The sequence below is a fragment of the Streptococcus pluranimalium genome (assembly GCF_047785705.1).
Lineage (GTDB): Bacteria > Bacillota > Bacilli > Lactobacillales > Streptococcaceae > Streptococcus > Streptococcus pluranimalium_A.
This window is the reverse complement of record NZ_JBLOJV010000019.1, coordinates 17,054-34,409: the sequence shown is the minus strand read 5'-3', so window position 1 is coordinate 34,409 and position 17,356 is coordinate 17,054. Positions and strand designations below refer to the sequence as shown.

General features: G+C 41.1%; 17 protein-coding genes, 1 tRNA gene and 1 pseudogene. 5 read left to right on the top strand and 14 right to left on the bottom strand.

Annotated elements, in window-relative coordinates; translation table 11 throughout:
- Positions 1-468 precede the first annotated feature (468 nt).
- The 11 genes from rbfA to ACMZ6Z_RS05950 form a co-directional block, all read right to left on the bottom strand.
- Positions 469-819: a 30S ribosome-binding factor RbfA gene (gene rbfA / locus ACMZ6Z_RS06000; RefSeq protein WP_416131700.1), complete on the bottom strand. Its 351-nt coding sequence runs from the start codon at positions 817-819 to the stop codon at positions 469-471.
- Positions 820-1,032: 213 nt separating this feature from the next.
- A complete protein-coding gene (gene infB, locus ACMZ6Z_RS05995; RefSeq protein ID WP_416131698.1) occupies positions 1,033-3,840 on the bottom strand; it encodes a translation initiation factor IF-2 in 2,808 nt (935 codons plus the stop codon).
- 18 nt (positions 3,841-3,858) lie between these two features.
- Positions 3,859-4,161 carry a YlxQ-related RNA-binding protein gene (locus ACMZ6Z_RS05990; RefSeq protein ID WP_416131697.1) on the bottom strand — a complete coding sequence of 101 codons (303 nt, stop codon included), beginning with the start codon at positions 4,159-4,161 and terminating at the stop codon, positions 3,859-3,861.
- Positions 4,154-4,450, bottom strand: a complete 297-nt coding sequence (gene rnpM / locus ACMZ6Z_RS05985) for an RNase P modulator RnpM (RefSeq protein ID WP_416131696.1) — start codon at positions 4,448-4,450, stop codon at positions 4,154-4,156. The genes ACMZ6Z_RS05990 and rnpM overlap by 8 nt, the downstream gene beginning before the upstream one ends.
- Positions 4,451-4,462: 12 nt before the next feature.
- Positions 4,463-5,650 (bottom strand): transcription termination factor NusA, encoded by a 1,188-nt coding sequence (gene nusA / locus ACMZ6Z_RS05980; protein WP_416131695.1) that lies wholly within the window; start codon positions 5,648-5,650, stop codon positions 4,463-4,465.
- 125 nt (positions 5,651-5,775) lie between these two features.
- A complete protein-coding gene (gene rimP / locus ACMZ6Z_RS05975; protein WP_416131694.1) occupies positions 5,776-6,216 on the bottom strand; it encodes a ribosome maturation factor RimP in 441 nt (146 codons plus the stop codon).
- A 225-nt stretch (positions 6,217-6,441) separates the two neighbouring features.
- Positions 6,442-6,528, bottom strand: a tRNA-Ser gene (locus ACMZ6Z_RS05970).
- A gap of 28 nt (positions 6,529-6,556) precedes the next feature.
- Positions 6,557-7,192 carry a tRNA (guanosine(46)-N7)-methyltransferase TrmB gene (trmB, locus tag ACMZ6Z_RS05965; protein ID WP_416131693.1) on the bottom strand — a complete coding sequence of 212 codons (636 nt, stop codon included), beginning with the start codon at positions 7,190-7,192 and terminating at the stop codon, positions 6,557-6,559.
- Positions 7,189-7,974, bottom strand: a complete 786-nt coding sequence (gene ccrZ / locus ACMZ6Z_RS05960) for a cell cycle regulator CcrZ (RefSeq protein WP_416131692.1) — start codon at positions 7,972-7,974, stop codon at positions 7,189-7,191. Before ccrZ ends, trmB begins: the two co-directional genes overlap by 4 nt.
- 56 nt (positions 7,975-8,030) lie before the next feature.
- Entirely contained in the window at positions 8,031-9,065 is a 1,035-nt protein-coding gene (locus ACMZ6Z_RS05955) for an ABC transporter permease (RefSeq protein WP_416131691.1), read from the bottom strand.
- Position 9,066: 1 nt separating this feature from the next.
- Positions 9,067-9,786 carry an ABC transporter ATP-binding protein gene (locus ACMZ6Z_RS05950; RefSeq protein WP_416131690.1) on the bottom strand — a complete coding sequence of 240 codons (720 nt, stop codon included), beginning with the start codon at positions 9,784-9,786 and terminating at the stop codon, positions 9,067-9,069.
- Between the two features lie 69 nt (positions 9,787-9,855).
- Between ACMZ6Z_RS05950 and ACMZ6Z_RS05945 the strand changes: the two genes are divergently transcribed.
- On the top strand, positions 9,856-10,272 hold the full coding sequence (locus ACMZ6Z_RS05945; protein WP_416131689.1) for an HIT family protein: 417 nt from the start codon (positions 9,856-9,858) through the stop codon (positions 10,270-10,272).
- On the top strand, positions 10,272-10,589 hold the full coding sequence (locus ACMZ6Z_RS05940; protein WP_416131688.1) for a hypothetical protein: 318 nt from the start codon (positions 10,272-10,274) through the stop codon (positions 10,587-10,589). The genes ACMZ6Z_RS05945 and ACMZ6Z_RS05940 overlap by 1 nt, the downstream gene beginning before the upstream one ends.
- A 29-nt stretch (positions 10,590-10,618) precedes the next feature.
- Here the strand turns inward: ACMZ6Z_RS05940 and ACMZ6Z_RS05935 are convergent, their stop codons facing one another.
- Both ACMZ6Z_RS05935 and ACMZ6Z_RS05930 read right to left on the bottom strand, forming a co-directional pair.
- Positions 10,619-12,484 (bottom strand): C39 family peptidase, encoded by a 1,866-nt coding sequence (locus tag ACMZ6Z_RS05935; RefSeq protein ID WP_416131687.1) that lies wholly within the window; start codon positions 12,482-12,484, stop codon positions 10,619-10,621.
- Between the two features lie 216 nt (positions 12,485-12,700).
- Positions 12,701-13,237 carry a tRNA (cytidine(34)-2'-O)-methyltransferase gene (locus ACMZ6Z_RS05930; RefSeq protein WP_416131686.1) on the bottom strand — a complete coding sequence of 179 codons (537 nt, stop codon included), beginning with the start codon at positions 13,235-13,237 and terminating at the stop codon, positions 12,701-12,703.
- Positions 13,238-13,500: 263 nt separating this feature from the next.
- Here ACMZ6Z_RS05930 and trkA point away from each other — a divergent pair, with 263 nt between their 5' ends.
- Positions 13,501-14,868 (top strand): Trk system potassium transporter TrkA, encoded by a 1,368-nt coding sequence (gene trkA, locus ACMZ6Z_RS05925; RefSeq protein WP_416131685.1) that lies wholly within the window; start codon positions 13,501-13,503, stop codon positions 14,866-14,868.
- Positions 14,861-16,303 carry a TrkH family potassium uptake protein gene (locus tag ACMZ6Z_RS05920; RefSeq protein WP_416131684.1) on the top strand — a complete coding sequence of 481 codons (1,443 nt, stop codon included), beginning with the start codon at positions 14,861-14,863 and terminating at the stop codon, positions 16,301-16,303. The genes trkA and ACMZ6Z_RS05920 overlap by 8 nt, the downstream gene beginning before the upstream one ends.
- A 253-nt stretch (positions 16,304-16,556) precedes the next feature.
- Here ACMZ6Z_RS05920 and ACMZ6Z_RS05915 read toward each other — a convergent pair.
- Positions 16,557-16,784 (bottom strand): annotated as a pseudogene (locus ACMZ6Z_RS05915) (IS3 family transposase); the annotation flags it as partial.
- Positions 16,785-17,110: 326 nt separating this feature from the next.
- Between ACMZ6Z_RS05915 and ACMZ6Z_RS05910 the strand changes: the two are divergent.
- Complete coding sequence (locus tag ACMZ6Z_RS05910; protein WP_416131683.1) at positions 17,111-17,284, top strand: type A2 lanthipeptide; 174 nt, start codon at positions 17,111-17,113, stop codon at positions 17,282-17,284.
- Positions 17,285-17,356 lie beyond the last annotated feature (72 nt).

The following is a 17,356-nucleotide window of genomic DNA, read 5'->3' as shown; positions in this document are numbered from 1 at the left end:
TATACACTAAATTTTTCAACAAGAACAAGTAGAGAGCACTTAAATACAAGTATCATTTCTGCTAGTAATATGTATCAATTGGAATGGAAAACCAAACAGTAATCTTCTTTAAAAATCAAAAGGATAGCATTTTGTACTCAATAACTTTCAAAAAAAGACCTAAAATAACGTTATAAAAACTAGCAAGTTATAGTAAATTGAAAATAAATTAGGACAAAGCATAGAATAGCTAACAGTATTAGCGTTTATCAAAATGATTTATCGACGTCATAATCTGAATTTAAATCACTATATTATGTAAGGATTTGTTATTAACTCTTAAAAATCATCGTCAACAGATAATGCTTACAAAAAAAGTTATGTTTTGATTTTGAATGGGCATTAATTTGTTTTATCATGTCAACTCAAAAAAACAAGAGCTATAACACCCTTGCTTCTTAATTATATGAATACCGATATACTTACTAGTTAATCTTTACGGTCAAGATCTCGTAATAGTTGGTCGATTTTATTACCGTATTCAAGAGATTGGTCTTTTTCAAAAGACAAATCAGGAATTTTATACATGTGAAGATTTTTTCCTAGTTCACGCTTAATGGTGCCGGTTGCTTTTTCCAGACCAATTTGGGCTTTTTGATTATCCGAAGCAAGATCACTATGAATCGTATAGTAAACTTTGGCAGCTGATAGGTCACCCAGCATTTGAACATCTGTAATGGTCACCTCTTGCACACGAGGGTCACGTACCTTTAGCCGTAAAATCTCATTGACTTCACGCTTGATTTCCATACCGACACGGTCAATACGATGATTTGCCATACCTAAATACCAAGTCTCCATCTGACTTGTCCTGCCAGGCCAGTATTAAGAGACAGGAGCCTCTCTTTTAGCTAGCTTTTAGACATCAGGTCTGATGGAGGCAATTCCTTTCTAGTGATAGTTGGATCCGCTCACTAAGCTAGCGAGCCAGTAGTTGCCAAGAAAAGTGAGATCATTTCCCTAGCTTTTTGGGAAGTGCTCATCAAGTCTTGTTTACTTTCGGATGATTTCTTCCATGATGTAGGCTTCGATGGTATCATCTACTTGCAAATCATTAAAGTTGTCAATCATTAAACCACCTTCTTGGGCATTTCCAACTTCTTTAACATCATCTTTGTAATGTTTCAAGCTGGCTAGTTTGCCATCAAAAATAACGACACCGTCACGGATAACACGAGCACTTGAATCACGTGTAATTTTACCATTGATAACCATGAATCCACCGATAGTACCCACTTTAGAAACTTTGAAGGTTTCGCGGATAATAGCTTCACCAAGAACTTTTTCTTGATACTCTGGATCCAACTTACCTTTCATGGCTTCTTCAACTTCTTCGATCACTTTATAGATAATGCTATGGAGACGAATTTCAACATCATCTGCATCAGCTTGTTGACGCGCTTGTGGCGTTGGACGGACGTTAAAACCAATGATAACAGCATTCGAAGCTTCCGCCAAGGTGATGTCAGATTCATTGATGGCACCTACTGCAGAGTGAACGACATTGACACGAACACCCTCTACCTCAATCTTTAAGAGTGAGGCTGCCAGGGCTTCTACAGAACCTTGGACATCTGCTTTGATAATCACATTAACGGTCTTGACTTCACCAGCCTTGAGCGTATCAAAGAGATTTTCAAGACTGACACGTTGGGTGTTTTGACGTTGTTTCATCAATGCACGCTTAGCACGCTCTTCACCAGCTGCACGAGCTGCTTTTTCATCTTCATAAACGGCAAAATGATCACCAGCCATTGGGGTTTCATTCAGTCCAGTAATCGAAACTGGTGTCGATGGTAAAGCTGTTTTCACACGACGACCGAGATCATTTGTCATGGCACGAACACGTCCAAAGGTATTCCCAACAACAATTGGATCTTGAACATTAAGTGTTCCTTGTTGGACAAGGAGGGTTGCAACAGCCCCCTTACCTTTATCCAGACGTGCTTCAATGACTGTACCAATGGCACGAACGGTTGGGTCAGCTTTTAATTCTTCCATTTCAGCTACCAAGAGAACTGTCTCAAGCAATTCCTCAATGTTTTGATTGAATTTAGCCGAAATTTCGACAAACTCCGAATCACCGCCCCAAGCTGTTGAAATGACCCCGTGTTCTGCTAGTTCACTAATAACGCGCTCTGGATTAGCTCCTGGTTTATCAATCTTGTTAATGGCAACAATGATTGGAACACCAGCAGCTTTGGAGTGATTGATAGCCTCGATAGTCTGTGGCATCACACCGTCATCAGCAGCCACAATCAAAATGGTTAAATCGGTAACAGAGGCACCACGCGCACGCATTGAAGTAAAGGCTGCGTGACCAGGTGTATCCAAGAAAGTGATTTTCTTGTCCTTGGTTTCAATCTGATAAGCACCAATGTGCTGAGTGATACCACCAGCTTCACCTGTTGCAACACGTGAGTTACGAAGGGTATCAAGAAGGGTTGTCTTACCATGATCGACGTGCCCCATAATCGTAACCACAGGTGCACGCTCAATCAATTCCTCTTCATTCAGATAGTCTTCATCAACAAAGAAACGTTCGATATCCGCATCATCCACCTCAACCTTAGCATGAGCTTCAATACCATAATCAACCATCAATAATTCAATAGTATCACCATCTAATGATTGGTTTTGAGTCGCCATAACGCCCATCATGAATAACTTTTTAACAATTTCTGCTGGCTCACGTTTGATACGTTTTGCGATCTCGGCAACTGTCATTCCTTCAGTGTATTCAAATTCCTTAGGTAATTCATGGAATTTACGCTCTGTTACTGGTTTTGGAGCAGTATTGGTATTGCGGTTTTGCTTACCTTTTTTGTTTGATTTGTTTTTGTTCCAGTTACTATTTCTTTGATTTCTCACTTGGTTTTGATTCGTCCAATTTTTCTTATTTTTACTTTGCTTAGGCCCATCTGCATTCGGACTTGAAAAGTCAGAAGGTTTCTCAGAACGTCCTTTTTTCTTACGACGGTTATCTGACTGTTTAGGCACTGCAACGGTTGGTGCAGGCTGAACACTTTCGAGTGATTTTTGCTCTTTTTCAGCCGCTAGCTGCTTCGCCTTACGCGCTTGTTCTTGAGCGAGTTGTGCTTGGCGTTTAGCTTCTTCTTGCTCACGAAAACGTGATTCACTTTGACGGGAATACTCTGCATTTTGCTCTGCCTTAAGAGCAGCCGCACGCGCTTTAAAATCAATTTTGGGTGCAGAAGATCGCTCCTGCCCTCTTTGAGTTGAACTTTGGATGCGGTTGTCACGCTGAGCTGTCCTGCGCTGATGAGGTTGTTGACGGTTTTCGGATTGACGCTGACCTGAACTTTGAGCTTGTGAGCGACCCTTGTTCTGGCGACGATCATTCCCACGCTGATGACGTGCATCCTGATTACCCTCACCTCGATGTCCACCATTGGCACGACGCTCTGCTTCAGCCTTTGCCTTAGCTTCACGCTCTGCCTTAAAGTTACGACTCTGTGGACGTGGTTTTGGAGCTGATGCTTCTACCTTTTGAGCCGTTTGGCTAGACTTTTCAGCCTTTGGTGCAGGGTCAGAAGCTGACCGAGCACTCACAACTGATTGACTTGTTTCTTTAACCTTTGGTTGACTGGGTGTTTCTTTCGTAAGGGGTTTAGGTGCTGCAGATGCTTTAAAAGCAAGCGTTATACGCTCTGCATCCTTTTTTTCCACACTAGATGCGTGACTTTTAACCGCCATGCCAAGCTCTTGAGCTTTGGCAACGACTTCCTTACTTGCGACACCGACTTCTTTCGCAATTTCATATAAGCGTTTTTTTGACACGTGATGTCCTCCTATTCTTTATGCCATAAGAGTCCTCATTTTCTTTGAAAATCCAGCATCGACAATGGCGACTGCCTTTCTTGGCTTGCCAATTGCCTTGCTTAATTCCAGTGTATTAAACACTGTGGAGACTTCTATTTGATAGTATTTACTTTTATCTGTCATTTTTTTAGTCAAATGATGACCTGCATCATTGGCCAGAAAAACCAATCTCGCTTCTTGGTGTTGAATGGCTTTAACAACTAACTCTTCACCCGAGATCACTTTACCAGCCCTTTGTGCTAGTCCGATTAAATTGGCTAACTGTTGATGATTATTCAAGACCGAGCTCTCTTCTTTTTACTTTGTGATCAACATAGGCAATCAAGTCATCGTAAAAATCATCTGCAACTGCTAATTGGAAACTCCGGTCAAAGACCCGACGTTTCTTAGCTGCTTGTGCCTCTTGATTATCTAACTTGATATAAGCCCCTCGACCATTAGCCTTACCAGTTGGATCGATAAAAATCTCTCCTTCTTTGTTTTTAACAATGCGCAACAAATCACGCTTGTCAATAACCTCACCAGAAACAAGAGACTTTCGTAAAGGTATTTTACGTGTTTTAGCCATGAATACCTCTTTTTAATCTTCTTCGGATTGGGGTAAATCAACCGCTTCGTCGACGTGATCTAGAGGAAGATCAACTGTCGTCTCTTCTTCCTCAGCTACTAGCGCTTGCTGAGCCTCTATTTCGTCATACTCAGATGCCGACTTGATATCGATGCGATAACCAGTCAAATGAGCTGCTAAACGCACGTTTTGCCCACGACGACCGATAGCCAAAGACAATTTGCTATCTGGAACGACCACCGTCGCATGCTTACTGTTGTCATCATCAAAGAGAACCATGTCTACTTCTGCAGGTGCTATAGCATTGTAGATAAACTCTGCTGGATCTTCCACCCACTGAATAACATCAATATTTTCTTCAACAGGCACTTCAATCCCTGTTTTAGCATCAAGACGTGTCGGGTGAAACTTACTGATAACCTTTTTAATATTGGCACCACCACGACCAACAATGGTCCCAATAGCATCAACGTTAGGGTTATGGCTACGAACAGCAACCTTTGTACGATCACCAGCTTCACGAGAAACACTCATGATTTCTACTGTCCCATCAAAGACTTCTGGAATCTCTTGCTCCATAATGCGTTTGATAAACTCTGGATGACTACGACTAACAAAAACATTGACCCCACGAGGGTTATTCTCAACCTTGTAAACGTAGACCTCAATACGGTCATGCGATTTGAAAGTTTCACCTGGAATCTGATCCTGATGTGATAACTGTGCTTCAAGCGAACCAAGGTTAACGTAGATAAAGCGTTGGTCAAAGCGCTCAACTGTACCTGTCATGATTTCGCCTTCATGCTCTTTGTATTCATTGAAAGTCACTTCACGCATTTGCTTGCGCATTTTTTCCATGATGGTCTGCTTGGCTGACTGGGCGGCAACACGACCAAACTCTGAAACAGACTCCTCAAAGCGAATACGATCACCCAGCTCATAGGCTGAACTAATGGCTAAGGCATCTTTCAAGCTTATTTCAAGACGGCTATCAAACACTTCATCAACCACTTCACGGACACTATAGACTTGGAAGTCTCCTGTTTTTTCATTAAACTCAACAACACAACTCTCTGACTGACCGTAGCGACGCTTATAGGCTGATTTCAGAGATTCAGTCACCGTATCAATGATGTCCTCTTTATTGATGTGTTTTTCTTCCTCCAAAATACGGAAGGCTTCTAACATTTCTTTGCTCATGATATACGATGCGTGAAAACTTTAGACAAGGCCAAGATAGAAACCCAAGACCTACTAACTCTAGGTTCTATCTTTTTGAGCCAAATCCTCTACTCCACGCTTAATTCCTTTCCATTACTTCTAACTTACAACTTTACGGCTAAGCGAGCCTTAGCAAGGGCTTGATAGGGAATGTCAACCTGCTTGTGACGTGTCTTATCCACATAAGCAATGGTTAAGCTATCACCGTCAAAAGAAAGCAGTTCTCCTTCGAAAACCTTTTGCTTATCAATGGCCTTATAAAGGCTAACATTAACGTAAGAACCGACTGCTTCTTGCAAGGCTTCCTTCGTTTTTAAAGGGCGTTCTAAGCCAGGGCTACAGACTTCCAACAGATACTTTTCTGGAAAAGGGTCTGGCTTGATAGTGTCCAGCAAAGGACTGATAATCTCAGACAATGCTGCCGTATCCTCTACTGAAATACCCCCAGGCTTATCCACAAGAACACTAAGAATATAGTCACTACCCATCTTGCCATACTCTATATCAACCAATTCATAGGGAACATTGATGTGAGGCGTCAGCAACTCGGTAACCTGTTCAACTATTGTTGCGATGATAATCCCTCCTTACATAGACAAGAGGCGAAGTGAAAACCTCGCCCCTTTCTTATTATAGTTAAAAACATTATATCATACTCTGTCCAAATGTGCAAATAAGGCGTTTTTAGGAACATCAAAATGATCTTTGTCTAGGTTGACTAATGGCTAAAACTCTTAGCACCTCAATAGCATCAACAATTATTTATGTAAAGGAGAGGAGGGGATTCGAACCCCCGAGCCCCGTTAAGGACTACACGCTTTCCAAGCGTGCGCACTAAGCCACTATGCGACCTCTCCATAAAAGTGGCCTATTGCCACCAATTCGTTAAAATTGAGCTTCAAGACGGTAAATCACTTGCCCCTTAGAAGAGAATTTTTGCTCATACTCAGTCATCACATTGTCTGGATAGTCACTAGCATGTAAGTCTAGCCAGACCTGCTTTAAGACCATGCCATACTGCGAGAAACTCGCCAAACTATATTCAAACAAGCCACGATTATCGGTCTTAAAGTGAATCTCCCCATGCTCAGGCAAGATTTGCTTATAAGTATCTAAAAAACTCTTATAAGTCAAGCGACGTTTTTCATGCTTTGTTTTGGGCCAAGGATCTGAAAAATTCAAATACATCAACCCCACTTCACCATCTTCAAAGTAGTTGGTCAAACTTGACCCATCAACACGCAGCAAGCGAACATTTGGTGCTTGGCTTTCGATAACCTTATCTAAGGCATAACTCAAAACAGACACTTGAATATCAATACCAATGTAGTTAATCTCTGGATGCTGCAAGGCCATTCCTGTGATAAAGGCTCCCTTGCCAGAACCCACTTCGATATGGATGGGATGGTCATTCCCAAAAACCTGATGCCATTTCCCCTTGGCATCTTCGGGATTTAAAATGACGTATTGTGGATGATTTTCTAAATAATCTTCAGCACCCTTGCGCTTACGAACTCTCATTTGAATAACTCTCTAAATTTTCTAAGGGCATAAATTTTGCGGTTAACACGCTCCATCTCACGGTTATCAAAATGCTTTTGAATCTGGGATAGATAAGACAGCTGACCATACCAGTAAACCTTGTCCATCACAGCCTTGGGGTTGTCATAGCCATAATAGGTCAACCAATCTGACCATGCTGCTCGTGGGATGTAGTGGCTAAGCAAATGCCCAATGTCATACATAGGATCGGTCAAGCGAACAGCGTCCCAATCAACCAGATAGATGACACCGCTGGTCGTAATAATCCAGTTATTATGACGAACATCTCCATGAACAATGGTTGCGTCGTCCTGGTCAAAGTGGGGTAGAGCTTGTTTTAGGTCCTTGATCACAGACTGAATAAAAGTATTTTCACACAGCTGAAGGGGTAAATCACGTTGCCATTTAGCCAATAGTTCAAAAGGGTTTTCAATCTGATAGTTCAGCTGTAATAGCTGATTGGCTAACTGCTTTGACTGATGAAGACGCAGCAAGACTTGAACAATCTGCTTGCTCATCATGTCTTGTTTGAGTAATGTCCGCCCATCAAGCCATTCTTGGGCACTTAGCATGTCGCCATTGCCCAAGCGTTTTGCCCATAATAGTTGCGGCGCAATTTGCTCCTTAGCAAGGGCTGCCAAGATGGGAGTGGTGTTTTTCTTAACAAAAACACGCTCACCAGATGGGTAAGTTCCCATATAGGCTTTATTACTTTTTCCACGCATGGGCGTCAATACTAAATCATTATCAATAACGATCACCTTACCCTCCTTATAATTACTGTCATTTTGCTTCTATTTTACTTGTTTTTTGAGACTTAGTCAACCAACTTTTTTAGCTGATGGGGTAGGTAGACCAAGTTTAAGCCTATCATGATGGGAAGGATTACCAAAAAGCGCCAGTTAAGAAAGATTAAGCTCATCTGAGGCAGGGTAATGAGTAGCGAAACGCGAGCCAGGAAGGTTTGAAAGGCTCGTGATTTGAGTTTTGTCGCTGTTGGGTAAAGCTTTGTCATGGTGTGAGCATCATAGACACGGTAAAGTCCCAGCAGTTGAAAGAGGATGAGATAGTTAAAGAGAGCCACTAGGGACACTCCCCACCAGTTTGGTAAGGAAAATCCTAACACAAGGCTAAGCACTAATAATCTTAGACTAAGCCAGAAATAATCCCCATTTCTTAAAAAAGCGCGTGCATATAAAGACAACCAGACTGTCGGCTTAGATGTCTTGGTCAAAAATCCTAGCAGTGGATTAAGGTAGGGTCTTGGTTTTGTGGTATTGGTAAGCCCTTTGACCCTTGTAAAGAGCGAAAAGAAGGTTAAGAGCCTTTGCTGTCTCTGTCTTTCATAAGCAATTATACTGGTGATATCAAGGAGACTTCCCTTATAAAAACGCTTTACCTGATGATGTAGGTATAGAGTCCTAAGAACCAGAAGAAAAGCAATGTAGAGAATCACCTGCCATAATTGCCAGCCTGATAATTGAAAAATAGGCACTAATAAAATGGTCACCAAAAACTGACAACCGCCCCACACTAAAAAGGACTTTTGAGCAGCTTTTTTGAGATTGGCCTGTAAAGAGATTTCTTGAGGCAAGCAAAATGTCCCATCTGCTGGCACCATATAAGTCGCTAGCCTGCCCAAAAAAGATAAGACGAAACCAACTAAGACTGCGATCAGCACTGGGAGCAGTGAGCCTTTTGGAAAATCGTGGATCAGGTTGGCATACTGAACCGCTACAAAGCCTAAAAGAAACATCAAAACCAATATAAAATGATCGTTGAAAACATAGCGAAGGTACTTGAAGCACGCTTGATGAAAAGCCTGCCGACGTTTTTGAATCAGCTCTTCCATCTTAACACTCCTGTGTCAATGTCATGTAAATATCAGTCAAGTCAGCATTGGGAGCATCAAACTGTACTCGTAATTGCTGCAAAGACCCGTCTGCTAATATCTGACCCTGGTGTAGGATGACAAAGCGATCACACATTTTCTCTGCTGAATCCAAGACATGGGTACTCATCAAAACTGCCGTTCCTTTAGCCTTTTCTTCTGCAATAAGATTAGTCAAATCCCTTATAGCAAGTGGATCTAATCCTAAAAACGGCTCATCAACAATCAGTAGCTGTGGTTCAATTAAAAGCGCTGCTATAATCATCACTTTTTGCTTCATCCCTTTTGAGAAATGGATAGGATACCAGTCCAACTTATCATCCAGACGAAAAAGCTCTAGCAACCTCTGACGAAAGGCTGTCTGATCTCCAAGACCGTAAGCCATGGCAACCGTGTCTAAATGTTCTTGAAGGGTTAACTCTTCATATAAAATTGGTGTCTCAGGAATATAGCCAATCTTACGGCGGTAGCTTTCAGGATTTTCTAACAGTCGTAGACCGTCTAAAGAAATATTGCCCTGATAGGGTTGTAAGAGCCCAATAATTTCATTTATCGTTGTTGACTTTCCAGCACCATTTAGACCAATCAAACCAACAACTTCTCCAGATGCCACCTCAAAAGAGATATCTTTTAAAACTGGAATAGTAACATAACCACCAACTAAGTGATCGATTTTTAACATGACGATTCTTCCTAACTTTGATATACTAGAACCATTATAACAAATTTGAGTGAAAAGGTGGTTTTGGATATGGAAAATTGTATTTTCTGCCAGATTATTAAAGGAGACATTCCTTCTGCTAAGGTTTATGAAGATGATGAAGTCATGGCTTTTTTGGACATCACACAAACAACAACTGGCCATACGCTACTCATCCCTAAAAAGCATGTCCGAAATGTCCTTGACATGACTGATGATATTGCCAAAGAAGTCTTTGCCCGTCTGCCCAAAGTTGCCCGTGCCGTTCAAAAGGCAACCGATGCCTGTGGCATGAATATCATCAATAATAATGAAACCATAGCAGGACAAACTGTTTTTCATGCCCACATTCATTTGGTGCCACGTTTCAGCGACGAAGACGGTATCGCTATCACTTACACGACACATGAGCCTGATTTTCAAGCCCTTACTCAATTAGCCAGTCATATTGCCAAGGAGGTCGTCTAATGGGTCTCAAAAAAACACTTATCGCAGGAGCACTAGCTTATCTAGGCGTCAAAGTCTACCAAAACCGGCAAGCATTAGCTGAAACTTACGCCATTGAAAAAGTTAGGCTGAAGCGTATGAATCAAGATAAGAAAAATATCCAAAAACAAGTAACTACCATTAAAACCGAGTTAGCAAAACTAAACCGCCTGAGTCAAGACACTCAGCACCACATCCGTGTCTTTCAAAATGATTTCAAACCAAGACAAGAGCTGATCAACGATCGCATCCATCATTTCCAAAATCACTTGGCGGCTAAAACAAACACAAAAAACTAGTCTCACACATGGAAACTAGTTTTTTAGTATTAAGCACGAGAGATTTTAAAGAAAGGCAAACCAAGTGCTGTGTCATCTTTGTCTGTACTCTTAGTGTTAAACAGATAAGACATATCATACCAGCCAGATAAGGACTGGGTGTAAGGGTCTGTCACATGCACTTTACCATTGTTATATCCTTTTAAGACAATTTCGTGTGAACCACTTGATACAAAAACATTATTTTGTACACCTGCTAAAACATATTCACCGGCTGCCAAGGCAGATACAATGCTATCGAAACTAGAAAGGTTTGTTGCTTTAAGACCCCAAGCATCTGACGCTTTGACAATTCCAGGTGCTTTCGTACCAATCACTGTTTTATTAAATTCATCAGTATGATGATACAACCAATCCGCAACTGCTGTAGGTAATACTGTTTGACCTGTCAATGCTGAGAAAATCATTCCTAGAGAAGCTGGCACACAACCTGCATCACCCATTGAGTAATTCCCATAATATTTCCCTGCCCAACGAGGATCTCGTTGATTAAAATAAGGCATTGGATAAGTTCTTGGTGCAGTGGCTATTTTTTGAATATAAGCATTCTCTGCTGTACCAGGAGCTTGAGCTCCTTTTTTAACCAAGGTCACCTCGATGCCCTCAACACCTAAACTAAAACCTTCCGTTCCTGCTGCTAAACCATTCTTAGTCCAACCTAACCAGCCTTTGTTTTGACTGTGAACACGGTAGTAAATGTCATAATGACGACTAATATCACCTACCAAGGAAATCTTGATAGCCTCTATTTGTTTGCCTGAACCTTCTTGACCACTCAAAGCACCGTCTTTAACTGGTGAGACCCAACCAATATTCTGAATGTGTGTCTCATAAGAAACATGGCCAAAATAATCCGAATCTAAACGAATACCTAAAGACTCAAGCTGTCGATTTTTCCCAAAACTACCACTCAGTCTGCCGTTAGAAACCTCTCCATCCCAGCCTATTGACTCAATATAGCTGCGGTAGAAAATATTAGCAACCTGGTCACCTTGTTTAACAAAACTACGTCTTGTATCGCCTCTAAAATGGCTACCCTTAGAAACTAACTGGACTTCAATAGCTTCCAAACGTAAGGATAAACCTTCCGTCCCAGCATTCCCACCATTTTTTGTCCAGCCTAACCAGCCATAATTTTCGATATGAGCTCGATAATAAATGTCAAAATGGGTAGCAAGTTCTGCCGTTAACCGTAAATTGATCGCTTCAAGACGCTTGCTCTGCCCCGTCGTTCCACTTACTTCTCCTGTTTTGACAGCAGATTGCCAGCCAATATTCTCAACATGAGATTGATAGATAATATCGCCTAGCCCAGCAGCGTCCTCTCCTAAACGCAATTCTAATGCTTCTAAGCGTTTGCTTTGACCCGTTGTTCCAAATAATTGGGGAGCGGAAACACTATTTTGCCAACCAACATTCTCAACATGTGAGCGACCAACAATATCTGTGGTATCTACCTTAGACAGATCTCTTACTTGCGCATTTGTTGCAGAGCGAGGATTAGGAGTTGGTGTTAGGGAATCGTTACCCGAAATAGATCTAGGTGCGATTCTCGTGTTGGCATCATCACTACTAGACAAAGTTGGTTTATCTGAATTTAGAGCCAAATCCGACTCAGTGCTTGTCACCCAACCATCCGTTCTTACTCCTTCTGAGCTTGGACTTGTCTCTGACAACTCTTGCTTATCAGCCAGGCTTTCTTTAGCTGGTGAAGCTTGATCGATTGTTGGGGATAAAGCTAGCGAGTTAGCAGAATTGGTCTCGTCTGCCAAAACACTTGGAGCTAGTAGCAGACCAGCTGTCGTCACACCAGCTACTACCCACTGCTTCTTGGACTTGTACATTTTCTTCTTCATGGTATCTCCTTAGGTTCTACTCTATGTTTTTGAATGATCTACTTTGTTTATTCGTAAAATCAACAAATTTTGTTATCTTTTCTCATCAGATGGTAACCTTTAGAGAAATAATGATCAAGAGCAAAAGGGTAAACATCTTCTATACAGAGACCTTACCTAGCTGATATTATAGCAAAAAACAGTATTGCTTGCTAGTATTTTCTGGCACTCTAAGCGCTATTTCAACTTATCATGATGATAAGTGTGTGTGGTTTCTAAGCCTTGGAAATGCTGCTGGCGAAGCGCCTCGTAAACCACCATACACACCGTGTTTGAAAGATTTAGACTTCTGACATGGCTATCGTTCATAGGAATTCGAAGGGTCTTGTCAGCGTTTGCTCTCATAAACGTTTCTGGCAAACCTGTGTCTTCACGGCCAAATATAAAATACTGATTAAAGGGCTGCTTATAATCCACATCGGCATAGGTTTTTTCAGCAAACTTTGAAATCAAATAAACGGGTCCATCAACACTTGCCATAAATGCTTCTAAAGAATCGTAATAATAAATTGTCAACTTATCCCAGTAATCCAAGCCCGCACGCTTCATTTTTTTATCATCAATTGGAAACCCCATCGGTCTGATGATATGCAGAGGACTATTAGTTGCCGCACACGTTCTTGCGATATTGCCTGTATTTTGAGGAATTTGTGGCTGAAAAAGAACAATATGATTACACCCAAACGCGTCTTTAGTATCTTTTTTTGCTAGCATGTGCTCTCCTTTAGAGTTACTGATAAAAATAACCACGCTACCCGGAGTCAAGCTCAGCAGATAGCGTGGTTGATGGTGACTCGCTACCTTAAATCATAACAGGGCTGATTTAAACTAACGAATAGCTTGATAATAAGTATATCATTTTCAGTCCCTGTGTCAACTATTATTTCTTAACGATTTCTTAAAAAATCCTTTCTTAGTAGGTGCGTTTTGAGCCAAAAAAGAGTATGATAGGAGGTACTAATCCATGGAGGAAAATCATGCGAATCATTTTAGTCGGTGGTGGTAAGGTGGGAGCTGCACTTTGTCGCTCACTGGTCGAGGAGAATCACGATGTGGTCTTGATTGAGCAAAAAGAAAGTGTGCTAAAACAGTTAACCAAACGATACGACATCATGGGATTGCTTGGTAATGGTGCCAATCACACGGTTTTAGAGCAAGCTGACATCCAGGACTGCGATATTTTTATTGCGATGACAGACAAGGATGAAGTCAATATGATTGCAGCTGTTCTGGCTAAGCAAATGGGGGCAACAGAAACCATTGTCCGTGTTCGTAATCCCGAATATTCAAATGCCTATTTTAAAGAGCGTAATTTTCTAGGCTTTTCTTTGGTCATCAATCCAGAACTTCTAACGGCTCGCTATATTGCTAATAGCCTTGATTTTCCTAATGCTAAGTCTGTAGAATACTTTGTCAATGGGCGTGTCATGCTGATGGAATTTTCCGTATCAGACCAAAGTGTTCTGAGTCACATGTCTTTAGCAGAGTTTAGGAGAACCTTTGGCAATATTGTCATTTGTGCGATTCAAAGGCAGGAGAGTGTACTCATTCCTGATGGCAATGATACCATCCTACCAGGTGACCGTATCTTTGTCACTGGTAGCCGTGTTGAGATGGTCTTGTTTCATAACTTTGTCAAATACAAGCTGATTAAAAATGTCATGATCATTGGAGCAGGCAGAATCGCCTACTACCTATTGTCACTACTACAGCATAATAAAATCAACCTCAAAGTCATCGAAAGAGATGAGCAACACGCGCAGTGGCTGAGCCAAGCCTTCCCCCACCTCAATATTGTGGTAGGAGACGGAACAGCTAAGGAGGTTCTCTTAGAAGAAAGTGCTGCTAATTATGATGCTGTTGCGACGCTTACTGGGGTTGATGAGGAAAATATCATTGCATCACTTTTTCTTGAGAAACTTGGTGTCACCAAAAACATCACCAAAGTCAATCGTACGAGTTTACTTGAGATTATGGATCATAACTTTATTGCCTCAGGCAGTATTATCACCCCAAAAAGAATCGCTGCAGATGCGGTCATGCACTTCATCCGTGGCCGCGACAATGCTCAAGACTCTAATCTTGATGCCATGCACCATCTTGCTAACGGACACATTGAAACCCTTCAGTTTGACATTCGTGACAAAAATAAAATGGCTGGACAACAGTTGAAGCATATCAAGCTGAAAGATAATGTGTTGATTGCTGCTATTATCCGTCAAGGTCAAACCATTTATCCCACTGGAGAAGATAGACTTGAGGTCGGTGATAAAATCGTTGTGATCACACTTCTTAAAACGATTACAAATAGCTATGACTTAATGAAGAGGGCTCGTCATGAATAGAGCTATGGTTCGCTTTTTATTAGCAAAACTTTTACTGATCGAGGCAGGACTGCTTTTAGTGCCTCTGATGGTGTCGCTCATTTACCAAGAAGACCTGTCTGTCAAGGTAAGCCTTCTTGCTACTATAGCCTTGCTGCTTTTGATTGGAGGGCTGGGGACTTGCTTTAAGCCCAACAATCATCATATCTACACCAAAGAAGGCATGCTAATTGTTGCCCTTTGCTGGGTACTCTGGTCCTTTTTTGGGGCCCTACCCTTTGTTTTTTCGGGGCAAATCCCCAGTCTCATTGATGCTTTTTTTGAGGTTAGTTCAGGCTTTACAACAACTGGAGCGACCATTCTGCCAGATGTCTCTGTCTTGTCCCATTCACTGCTTTTTTGGCGTAGTTTTACACACCTCATTGGCGGTATGGGAGTGCTGGTTTTTGCCCTTGCTATCATGAATAACAGTAAAAATGGTCATCACGAGGTCATGAGGGCTGAAGTTCCTGGGCCCGTTTTTGGTAAGGTTGTCGCCAAGCTAAAAAACACTGCTCAGATTTTATACATTATCTACCTAGGGATGTTTGCCCTATTTGCCATTGTCCTTTACGCTTGTGGCATGCCACTTTTTGACAGTATTGTCACGGCTATGGGAGGGGCTGGTACAGGTGGCTTCAGCGTCTATAATGACTCTATCGCCCATTATAATAGCCCATTGATTACCTATGTTGTTTCATTTGGGTTGATGTTATTTGGCATCAATTTTAACCTTTATTATGTATTACTCATGCGAAAATTCAGACTGTTTCTCAGTGATCATGAGTTGAGATGGTACTTAAGCATTATCCTAGTAACGACTGTCACGATTATGCTAAATATCAGTCACCTCTACCCGACGCTTAGCCAGAGTGCTCGCTTCGCCTTTTTTGAAGTGACCAATATCATCACAACAACTGGCTTTGGCATCACCGACCTAACCACTTGGCCTTTGTTGGCTCAATTCATCCTCTTATTACTAATGTTTTTAGGAGGTTCGGCAGGCTCAACAGCAGGTGGTTTTAAAGTTATTAGAGCCGTCATCATTGCTAAACTTGTCAAAAATGAGGTGCTCAAAACCCTCTATCCAAGGCGTGTCTTATCACTGCACTTAGGCAAAGAGGTCGTCAGCCAAGAAACCCAGCATAGTGTATTGAAATACCTTGCCGTCTATATCTTATTTTTTATTAGCCTGGTACTTTGTTTAAGCATTGACCACCAAAAAGACTTCTTAGTTGTCATTAGTGCTGCAGCATCAACCTTTAATAATATTGGTCCAATACTAGGCACTGCTGACACTTTTGCGATTTTCAGTCCTGCTTCAAAATTTCTGATGAGCTTGGCAATGATTGCTGGACGCCTAGAAATCTATCCCATGTTACTCCTTTTCTTAAAACCCACTTGGTCGAATTATTAACATCGTGACATCATCAAAAGTGGCACCAAGATTGACGACTAGCACCTTCGCTCTCATATCATCTAATCAAGCCTCAGATGAAAGTCATCTTGATTCATATTTACCTCTAAAGCACTCTACCCTTTTACATTTATCTCTTAAAAACCCAAATTGTCAAATTAAGTTAGACCATTTATATTGCTCAGAAAAACTTGATACGGTGTTTGATAGTTTAGGGATTTTCTAGGAATTCTATTTCTTTTATCAGCTATTGCCGATAAAACATTTTGAGAGAAATCTGTTTTCCCTTTGTTTCCAGTACTTTCTTGATTTTTCTAGCCCCGTATCGGGCTTTATTGTCAAAGAAAATAACTGTGAAGGCTTCCTCAAGTTCCGCCTCAGACATAGGTTCTACAGCCTTATAGTAGTAGCTAGAGTGAGGAAGATTTAGTATGCGACACATGGCTGAAATGCTGTATTTGTCCTTATTAGCAGTAATTATGGCAAAAAAAGGCAGACTTACTGCCTTAATACCAGTTTGTTAGGGCTTGGTTGGGTAGCGTTTTTTGAAGTGGAATAACTATATCTCTGATGAGGCTTTGAAAAAGACTTTGGGTGACAGCAATCATCGACTCCGAAAATGTTTGGCTTACAGAACCACTTTTGAGGCTCTCTTGAACGAGTTCAAATAACTGTTTCACTTATTCTTGTAATTTGTTAGGTGAAATTTTGCCTTTTTTACTCATGCTTTATATTATTAATCAATTTATAATGAAATTGTAGGAAAACATAGTTACAAATAATTAATTATTCAAGGAGGATTTTATAATGAATACTATTAAACCAGAAATCTATGTTCAAACTGCAACTGATCAAGAAATTACATTATTAATCGGGGGTGCTGGAGGCGGATTTGTTAAGACTTTGACTAAGGATTGTCCAGGATTTCTATCAAATATTTGCATAAACGTTGGATTCATCTCCGGATGTAAAAACTGTTAAAATAAAAATTAGTTTGTAACTATGTATGTCCTATCATGTTTTTGATAGGGCATTTCCTTTTAATTTGCTAGA

Bases quoted from the DNA above. Each gene is read 5' to 3' on its own strand.
- ACMZ6Z_RS05945 (WP_416131689.1), top strand. From the start codon at position 9,856: ATGGAAAATTGTATTTTCTGCCAGATTATTAAAGGAGACATTCCTTCT.
- nusA (WP_416131695.1), bottom strand. From the start codon at position 5,650: ATGAGCAAAGAAATGTTAGAAGCCTTCCGTATTTTGGAGGAAGAAAAA.
- ACMZ6Z_RS05950 (WP_416131690.1), bottom strand. From the start codon at position 9,786: ATGTTAAAAATCGATCACTTAGTTGGTGGTTATGTTACTATTCCAGTT.
- ACMZ6Z_RS05930 (WP_416131686.1), bottom strand. From the start codon at position 13,237: ATGCTAGCAAAAAAAGATACTAAAGACGCGTTTGGGTGTAATCATATT.
- ACMZ6Z_RS05910 (WP_416131683.1), top strand. From the start codon at position 17,111: ATGAATACTATTAAACCAGAAATCTATGTTCAAACTGCAACTGATCAA.
- ACMZ6Z_RS05935 (WP_416131687.1), bottom strand. From the start codon at position 12,484: ATGAAGAAGAAAATGTACAAGTCCAAGAAGCAGTGGGTAGTAGCTGGT.
- trkA (WP_416131685.1), top strand. From the start codon at position 13,501: ATGCGAATCATTTTAGTCGGTGGTGGTAAGGTGGGAGCTGCACTTTGT.
- rbfA (WP_416131700.1), bottom strand. From the start codon at position 819: ATGGCAAATCATCGTATTGACCGTGTCGGTATGGAAATCAAGCGTGAA.
- ACMZ6Z_RS05920 (WP_416131684.1), top strand. From the start codon at position 14,861: ATGAATAGAGCTATGGTTCGCTTTTTATTAGCAAAACTTTTACTGATC.
- rnpM (WP_416131696.1), bottom strand. From the start codon at position 4,450: ATGGCTAAAACACGTAAAATACCTTTACGAAAGTCTCTTGTTTCTGGT.
- ACMZ6Z_RS05940 (WP_416131688.1), top strand. From the start codon at position 10,272: ATGGGTCTCAAAAAAACACTTATCGCAGGAGCACTAGCTTATCTAGGC.
- trmB (WP_416131693.1), bottom strand. From the start codon at position 7,192: ATGAGAGTTCGTAAGCGCAAGGGTGCTGAAGATTATTTAGAAAATCAT.
- ACMZ6Z_RS05955 (WP_416131691.1), bottom strand. From the start codon at position 9,065: ATGGAAGAGCTGATTCAAAAACGTCGGCAGGCTTTTCATCAAGCGTGC.